Source organism: Pontiella sp., from assembly GCF_041622395.1.
Taxonomy (GTDB): Bacteria; Verrucomicrobiota; Kiritimatiellia; order Kiritimatiellales; family Pontiellaceae; genus Pontiella.
Genome location: NZ_JBFJYW010000183.1, coordinates 1 through 8037, shown reverse-complemented (window position 1 = coordinate 8037; position 8037 = coordinate 1). Strand labels below are relative to the sequence as shown.

Here is an 8037-nt window from a genome sequence, read left to right as displayed (position 1 = left end):
GCCGATCTACGACGAAGCGGGCCGGCTGCACATCTTCAATTCGGTCATCCCCAAAGATGGCAGCTGGATCAGGAACAGCAAGATCGTCCACTGGGTGGCCGACGGACTGGAAGGCCCCTACACGCTGCTCGGCAACGTGTTTGCGAGCGATGACGCCAGCTATCATAATCCGCAGATTTCCAAGGTGGGCGATACCTACGTTCTGGTTTTCCTGCTCAACCGCTACAACGATGAAAACGGGTCCATGCAGGAGGTTGGTCTTGCCACGGCCAAATCGTTGGACGGCCCCTGGACCGAAAGCCCGCTGAATCCGGTGATCCCGGCCTCCGGCACGTTGAACGGGGCCAACATCATCCATGCCTCGAATCCCACCTTCGTCACCACCCCGGAAGGCAAATACCGCATCTATTACAAAGTGATGACCGATAAGACTCCGGCCAAGAAAGGCTTCCGGGAAATCGCCTTTGCGGAAAGCAGCAAGATCGAGGGGCCCTACGTGAACTTTGAAGGCAACCCGGTCATCAGCTACCAAGATAAGCAGCTGGACATCGAAGATCCCTACGCCTTCTACTACAAAGGAAGGTACTACATGATCGTGGAGGATCGCCGCGGGGTGAAGGATATGCTCGAGGGCAAACCGATGCCCGAGGGGAAGATCAAAAACGGAGGCTATCGCCCGGGGCTGATCTATCAATCGAAGGACGGGATCGATTGGGGCATCCCCAAGGTGGGCTATCTGACGAACGAGCTCTATTTCGGCGACACGCTGGCCCGCAGCGAACGGCCGAGCATCCTTTGGAAAGACGGCCGGCCGGAATGTCTGTTTTTGGCCTGCCACGACGACAAACCGTCGGCCGGGTACTATGTGAAGATCGTAAATTGGGAAGGGGAATAGATGAAAAACATGCAAATGATTGCCGCCGCGTTGGTGGCGTTGGGCTTGGGTACGGGCATTGCCGATGCCAAATCGTTGGCGGGAAGCCGCCCCAACATCGTCTTGGTAATGACCGACGACCAGGGAATGGGGGATTTTTCCTGCATGGGCAACCAAGTCGTCAAAACCCCGAATATCGACCGCTTCCACGATACCGCCGTGCGCTTCCGCGATTTCCAGGTCAGCCCGACCTGCGCGCCGACGCGCTCCGCGATCATGAGCGGGCGCGCCCCCTTCAAAAACGGGGTAACGCATACGATCTACCAGCGCGAGCGGATGGCGCTCGATGCGTTCACGTTGCCGCAGGCGTTGAAGAGCGCAGGCTATGCCACCGGGATTTTCGGAAAATGGCATCTCGGCGACGAAGAGCAATATCTGCCCGGCAGTCGCGGGTTCGATGAGGTGCTCATACACGGGGCCGGCGGAATCGGGCAGGTGGGATTGGGCGACTTCCCTCCGAATAAGGAAAACCTCTATTTCGACAATGTCCTGCTTCACAACGACACCATCGTGAAAACCAAGGGCTTCTGCACCGATCTCTTTTTCCAATCCGGCTTGGCGTGGATCAAAAAGCAGAACGCCGCCCAGCAGTCGTTCTTCGCCTATATATCCTTGAATGCGCCGCACGCGCCGCTGGTGGCGCCCGAGCGCTACAAGAAGCGTTTCCTGGAGCTGGGCTACGACGACGGCACCGCCGGCCGCTACGGCATGATCGAGAACATCGACGACAACTTCGGCCGGTTGATGGAAAAGCTCGGCGAATGGAACGCGCTGGAGAATACGCTGGTGATCTTCATGACGGACAACGGCGCGACCCATCTCAGCGGCAAGCTCAACGGCAAGCACGTCAAACATTTCAACGCCAACCTTCGGGGCGGCAAGAACTCGCCGTCCGAAGGCGGAACGCATGTGCCGGCCTTCTGGTCTTGGAAAGGCGTTTTGGGCGAAGGCGTCGACGTCGAAGCGCTGACGGCGCATGTCGACATCTATCAAACCCTGTGCGACCTGGCGGACGTCAAGCTGCCGGCCAAGATGCAGCAACTCGATGGCCGCTCGCTGTTGCCCTTGCTCAAAGATCCCAAGGCCGCGTGGCCGGATCGGGAACTGTTTGTGCATTGCGGTCGCTGGAATCCCGGAAAGCGCGACGATTTCAAATATACGAAGTGCGCGGTGCGCACCGAGCGCTGGCGCTTTGTGAACAATGCGAATCTCTACGACATTTCCAACGATCCTTCCGAGACCACCGATGTGGCAGATGCTCATCCCGAGGTGGTCGAACAGTTGCGCAAGTCGTTCGACAAATGGTGGGAATCCGTTTTGCCGATGATGGTCAACGAAGACCTGCCGAAGGTCGCCCCCGAAGACATGCCGCTGGCCATCCGCTACAACAAGCAGCTGAAGGAAAAGGGAATCCCCGACTGGGCGCCCGACGCGCTGTAGCCCGGAACCCGGCATCAAAGGGTTGCCGAAGGCGGTGGCGATATGGATTTGATCGAGTCCATATCGCCCGTTCTTCCGCTTTTGATCGGTATTCGTTTTATCCTACTACACTGGAAACCTTAAACTTTCGGATGATTTCCAACCACCCGCTTCGCTAGCGGTCACAGAGGGGATATGTATATTTGAGCCTCTGTGTCTCAGTGCCCTCAGAGCAGATAAATCGGCCCGGAGGACCGTTCTACGGTGCGCACGGTTCTCCACAAAAACAATGGAAAAGCCGGGCACGGGCCGCAGGCATCGGCTGAGCCACCTCGAAGCGGCGGCTCTACCCCGCCGGCGCCGGCCTCCGTCCGTCGCGGTCTATCGTGCGTGGAGGGGGCACGGGCTCCGTGCCCTGGTCGCAGTAAAAAGGGTCGCAGACGGTGTCGGGAAAAGGGGCGAGCCGGGGGGCGCTGTCCTAAATAATGGGGATACACGACCTTTTTAAAACGTGTACGTTTGTCGGAGTTGGGATGTAGTGGCTCGGGGTTTGCGTACGGATGATATGCGGGGCGTCCCCGCCGGAGATGTTTTTGGCGAGAGCGGCCATCGGCGAGAAGTGATTTTCGAAAGGAAGCGTATGAAAAAGATCGTGGTTTTGGGGTTGGTTGGTGCGACGCTGGCAGGGGTGGTTCGGGCCGATAAAATGGATGAAATGTGGGGCGAGTCCACGGTCAAGCTGCGGGCCGAGAACGCCGAACGCGGGGAGTTGTTCGACGAAGGCAACTACGCGATGTTCATCCACTGGGGGCTCTATTCCCAACTGGCCAACAAGGTGGATGGCAAGACCTACTACGGCATCGGCGAATGGATCATGGATCCGAAGATGGCCGGAATTCCCGCGGAGGAATACAAGAAGTTGGCCGGCACCTTCAACCCGACCGATTTCAACGCCAAGGCCATTGTGCAACTGGCCAAGGATGCCGGAATGAAATACATCGTGATCACCGCCAAACACCACGAAGGGTTTGCGATGTACCACTCGAAGGCCTGCAAGTTCAACATCGTCGAGGCCACCCCGTGGAAGATCGATCCGATGAAAGAGCTTTCCGCCGCCTGCCGCGAAGCGGGGCTGGGGTTCGGGTTCTACTATTCCCACAGCCAGGACTGGACGTTCCCCGGCGGCCGCAAGGGCCCCACGGTGGATGAAAACGGCAAGCCGGCAACCTTCGACGACTATTTCTACAAGAAGTGCCTGCCGCAGGTGGAAGAGCTCTGCACCGAATACGGGCCCATCGAACTGATCTGGTTCGACACCCCCGGCGGCATGGAAAAGAGCTATGTCCAGCAGCTGGTGGATGTGGTGCGCAAAAACCAGCCGCGGGCGCTGGTTTCCGGCCGCGCCGGACACAACCTCGGCGACTACCAAACGCTGGGCGACATGGAGGTGCCGCATCACAACGTCGAGGGCATGTGGGAAAGCGTCGACACCACCAACGATTCGTGGGCCTATGCCTGGTACGACCAAAACTGGAAAACGCCGAAAGAGATCCTGCGCCGGCTGATCGCCTGCGTTGGACGCGGCGGCACCTACATGCTCAATGTCGGCCCGAACCAAGACGGCCTCGTACCGCCGCGCGCCGCCCGCGCCCTCCGCGAGGCGGGCGACTGGATCCATCGCTATCCGCAGGTGGTCTACGGCACCGAGGCCTCCCCGTGGCAGCACGCGTTGCCGTGGGGCGACGTCACCGTCAAGGGCAACCACCTCTTTCTGTCGGTCTTCGATTGGCCGGCATCCGGCAAGCTGTATCTGCCCGGTCTGAAGACGGGCATCGAATCCGCGCAGTTGCTCGACGGGGAATCGTCTGCGCCGATCCGCCACTCGGTCGTCGAAGGGTGGACCGTCTTTGAGTTGCCGCCCCGCTCTCCCGAAAAAATGGTTTCGGTTGTTGAAGTCAAGCTGGCCGGCACGCCGGACGTCGATCCCACCTTTGGCGTCGATCCCAATCTCGGGACAGCGATCCTCGCCGAGTTTGCCGCCGTCGAAGGCGCCGAAATCTTCCGCGATCGCTGGATGGAAAAGTTCGGCGAGTGGGTGCTGGTGAATCCGGTCGGCCACTGGACGCCCGGCGGCAAAGCGGTTTTGGAAGTCGATGTGCCGTTTGCGGGCGACTATGGCACGAGCCTCACCTATGCGGGCGAAGGCCGGCTGGTGTGGGGGATCGACGTGGTTGGCGGGGAGCATATCCAGAACCAGCAGAACGCGTCGCACAACTATCAGGAATTCCCCATCGGCTGGATCAACTTTCCGGCCCCGGGAAAATACCGGCTGGCCATCTCTTGCCTGGAAGGCGCCATCGAGACCGCCAAACTCAAGTCGATTCGAATTTCACCATTGAACTAACGAGAAGAGGGCACCGATGAAAACCAACATGGGAACCGTATTGTTGATCTGTCTGGGCGCGGTCGCGTCGCACGCCAAGGATACCGCAAAATCGCCGAACCAACCGGCGGGGGATGTGTCGTTTGAATACCGCTTCGACGACCGTTTGCAGCAGACGCCCGATTCGTTGGCCCGGCAGGCGCTTTGGTTTCGCGATGCGAAGTTCGGCGCGTTCATCCATTTCGGCGTCTATTCGACGCTCGAGGGCGAATACGAGGGCCGCGGCAGCGGCTTCCGGTATTCCGAGTGGATCCAGATTTCCGCCCAGATGTCGGCCAAGGAATACCACGCGGTGGCGAAAACCTTCAACCCCACCGAGTTCGATGCCGACGCGTGGGCGACGACCTTCAAGGACTGCGGGATCAAGTATGTGGTCATCACCTCGAAGCACCACGACGGCTTCGCGCTGTTCGATTCCATGGTCAGCGACTACGACATCGTCGACTACACGCCCTTCAAGCGCGACATCATCAAGGAGCTGTGCGACGCGTGCCACAAGCAGGGGCTGAAGTTCGGCGTCTACTATTCGCATGCGCAGGACTGGGACGAACCCGATGCGCCCTACCTGAACGCCCGCTGCAAGCGCAACGTGCTCCATCCCGACCTGCCGGCCGATTTCGAGCCCGACATGGATCGCTACATCGCGAAAAAGAGCCTGCCGCAGGTGGAGGAACTGGTGAAGAACTACGATTTGGATCTGATCTGGTTCGACACCCCGGTCGGAATGGACATGGAACGCGCCCGGCGGTTCAGCGACACGGTGCGGAAATACCGCCCCGACTGCCTGATCAACTCCCGCCTGATCCATCGCGGCAAAGGCAAGATCGAGCCGGAATATCTGCCGCTCTACGACTATGTTTCGATCGGCGACAAGGAAGTGCCCACCAAGAAACTGCCGCTCTATGTCGAGTCGCCGGACAGCGTCAGCTCCTCCTTCGGCTACAAGACCAAAGGCAACTGTTACTACCACACCGAGAAAGAGATGATCCATCGCTTCGTCCACACCGTTTGCGCCGGCGGCAACGCGCTGATCAACAACGGGCCGATGGGCAACGGCCGGCTCGACCCCGAGGCCGTCCGCATCTACGGCGCCATGGGCGCTTGGCTCAAGGTCAACGGCGAATCGATCTACGCAACCGTCCGCAATCCGTTGGACGAAAAGCCCGAGTGGGGCGACCTCTCCGCCAGCAAGGATGGCCGGACCGTCTACCTGCACATCCTCGAATGGCCGGCGTCCGGAACAATCGCGGTGAAGGGGCTGCCGGCAACCGCCGCAACCTATCTGGCCAATGGCGAAAATGCGGATTATGCCGTGGAGGGCGAGGTCCTGAAAATCACGCTGCCTTCCGAACCGTTGGATCCCTACGATACCGTGGTGAAGGTTGCGCTCTCGTCGTCCTCGAAATAGATGCCGGCGCTCGCTCGGCGTAGCGTGGAATTCCAATTCCGCGAATCCGCACGAACGGCTCCACGCAAACCGTCCCGTCTTTGGCTGAAACAAAACAAACGCATGACATGCGCCAGTAAATAGACATAAAGACCGTTCATTTAGACGTTAAGGTGAATTTGATGAGAATACGACCGGGAATGCTTTTAGCAGTTATATGTTGCAACCTGTTGGGCGGGTCGGTTCATGCGGGTTCGGCGGAGGATGCGTGGTTTAAGTTGGTGGGAGAGAAATTTTCGAAACGTCCGGAGTTTGCTTATGTGAAGAATAATCCGGCTTTGCCCAACGTGTTGATCTATGGCGATTCGATCTCCATCCACTACACCGAGCGCGTCCGGGAAAAGCTGAACGGTCAGGCCAATGTATATCGGTTGTATTGTAACGGGGGGGACTCCAGCTCGTTCATCGCGAAAATGACCACGATGCACGATGCCATGCGCGAGGGGAATCTCGATGAGCCATGGGGCTTCCACTGGGATATCATCCAGTTCAATGTTGGCCTGCACGACCTTAAATATCTCTCTGGAAGAAAGCTGGATAAGCAAAACGGGAAACAAGTCTCTACAATCGAGGGCTACAAAAAGAACCTGGGGGAAATCGTGGCGTATCTCGAGCAACTCGTCCCCGATGCAAAGCTGATCTTCGCGACGACGACCCCGGTCCCGCCGGAAGAGCCTGGACGGGTTTTTGGCGATTCGGCGAAGTTCAACGCGGCGGCTCGCGAGGTGCTGGCCGGACATCCCGAAATTACGATTAATGACCTGTACACATTCACCAAATCGCATCATTCCGATTGGTGGATTGCGCCCGACAACGTTCATTACAATAAAACCGGCAGCAATGCACAGGGCGATGAGGTGGCACGCGTTATCCTCAGCGTACTGGCGGAAAAGAAGTGAAAACACATAGTTAGAAGGAGAGTCCCATGCAAGTTAAACCGTTCATGCTGATCGTCCTCGCAATGGGGGCCATTGCTCTGCCCGCCTTGTCCGCGGGGTCAAAGCGGCCCAATGTCGTGATCGTCATTACCGACGACCAAGGCTATGGCGATTTCGCCTTCACGGGCAACCCCGCCATCAAGACGCCGACCATCGACGAACTGCGCAACCAGTCCACGCTGCTGAACAATTTCCACGTCGATCCCACCTGCGCGCCGACCCGTTCGGCGCTGTTGACCGGGCGCTATTCCGACCGCGTCGGCGTCTGGCACACGGTCCAGGGCCGCAGCATGCTGCGCCGCCGCGAAATCACCATGGCCGATATCTTCGGGCAGAACGGCTATGCCACCGGCATGTTCGGCAAATGGCATCTCGGCGACTGCTATCCGTATCGTCCCGAAGACCGCGGCTTCCAGCACTGCATCTACCACCAGGCGGGCGGGGTCGGGCAGGCCCCGGACTATTGGGGCAACGACTATTTCGACGACACCTACGTCGTCAACGGGAAGCTCCAGCGCTTCGAAGGCTTCTGCACCGACATCTGGTTCGACGAGGGCATGAAATTCATCCAGGCCAACAAGGAGCGGCCGTTCTTCGCCTACATTGCGCTCAACGCGCCGCACAAGCCGCTCTATTGCCCGCTCGAATACAGCACCCCCTACGAAAACAATCCCAACGTGTCCTATTCCGAGTTCTACGGCATGATTGCCAACATCGACGAAAACATGGCGAAGCTGCTGGCCATGCTCGATGCCGAGGGGTTGGCCGACAACACCATTCTCGTTTTCATGACCGACAACGGCACCGCGGGCGGCCTGAATGAAGGGCGCGGCTACGACGGCGGCATGCGCGGCAT

Annotated in this window: 6 protein-coding genes; all 6 read left to right on the top strand. The window is 58.8% G+C overall.

Going from position 1 to position 8037, the window contains the following annotated elements:
- The coding region (locus tag ABYO54_RS11095) for a glycoside hydrolase family protein (protein WP_372808315.1) at positions 1 to 895 on the top strand (895 nt) is incomplete at its 5' end.
- Entirely contained in the window at positions 896 to 2374 is a 1479-nt protein-coding gene (locus ABYO54_RS11090; protein WP_372808314.1) for an arylsulfatase, read from the top strand.
- Between the two features lie 619 nt (positions 2375 to 2993).
- Positions 2994 to 4757, top strand: a complete 1764-nt coding sequence (locus ABYO54_RS11085; protein ID WP_372808313.1) for an alpha-L-fucosidase — start codon at positions 2994 to 2996, stop codon at positions 4755 to 4757.
- A gap of 16 nt (positions 4758 to 4773) precedes the next feature.
- On the top strand, positions 4774 to 6204 hold the full coding sequence (locus ABYO54_RS11080) for an alpha-L-fucosidase (protein ID WP_372808312.1): 1431 nt from the start codon (positions 4774 to 4776) through the stop codon (positions 6202 to 6204).
- A 161-nt stretch (positions 6205 to 6365) separates the two neighbouring features.
- Complete coding sequence (locus tag ABYO54_RS11075) at positions 6366 to 7142, top strand: SGNH/GDSL hydrolase family protein (protein ID WP_372808311.1); 777 nt, start codon at positions 6366 to 6368, stop codon at positions 7140 to 7142.
- 44 nt (positions 7143 to 7186) lie between these two features.
- Positions 7187 to 8037, top strand: an 851-nt coding sequence (locus ABYO54_RS11070) for a sulfatase-like hydrolase/transferase (protein WP_372808316.1), incomplete at its 3' end; no start/stop codon positions are given.

Coding starts and splice junctions, on each gene's coding strand:
- ABYO54_RS11090 (WP_372808314.1), top strand. CDS start 896: ATGAAAAACATGCAAATGATTGCCGCCGCGTTGGTGGCGTTGGGCTTG.
- ABYO54_RS11085 (WP_372808313.1), top strand. CDS start 2,994: ATGAAAAAGATCGTGGTTTTGGGGTTGGTTGGTGCGACGCTGGCAGGG.
- ABYO54_RS11080 (WP_372808312.1), top strand. CDS start 4,774: ATGAAAACCAACATGGGAACCGTATTGTTGATCTGTCTGGGCGCGGTC.
- ABYO54_RS11075 (WP_372808311.1), top strand. CDS start 6,366: ATGAGAATACGACCGGGAATGCTTTTAGCAGTTATATGTTGCAACCTG.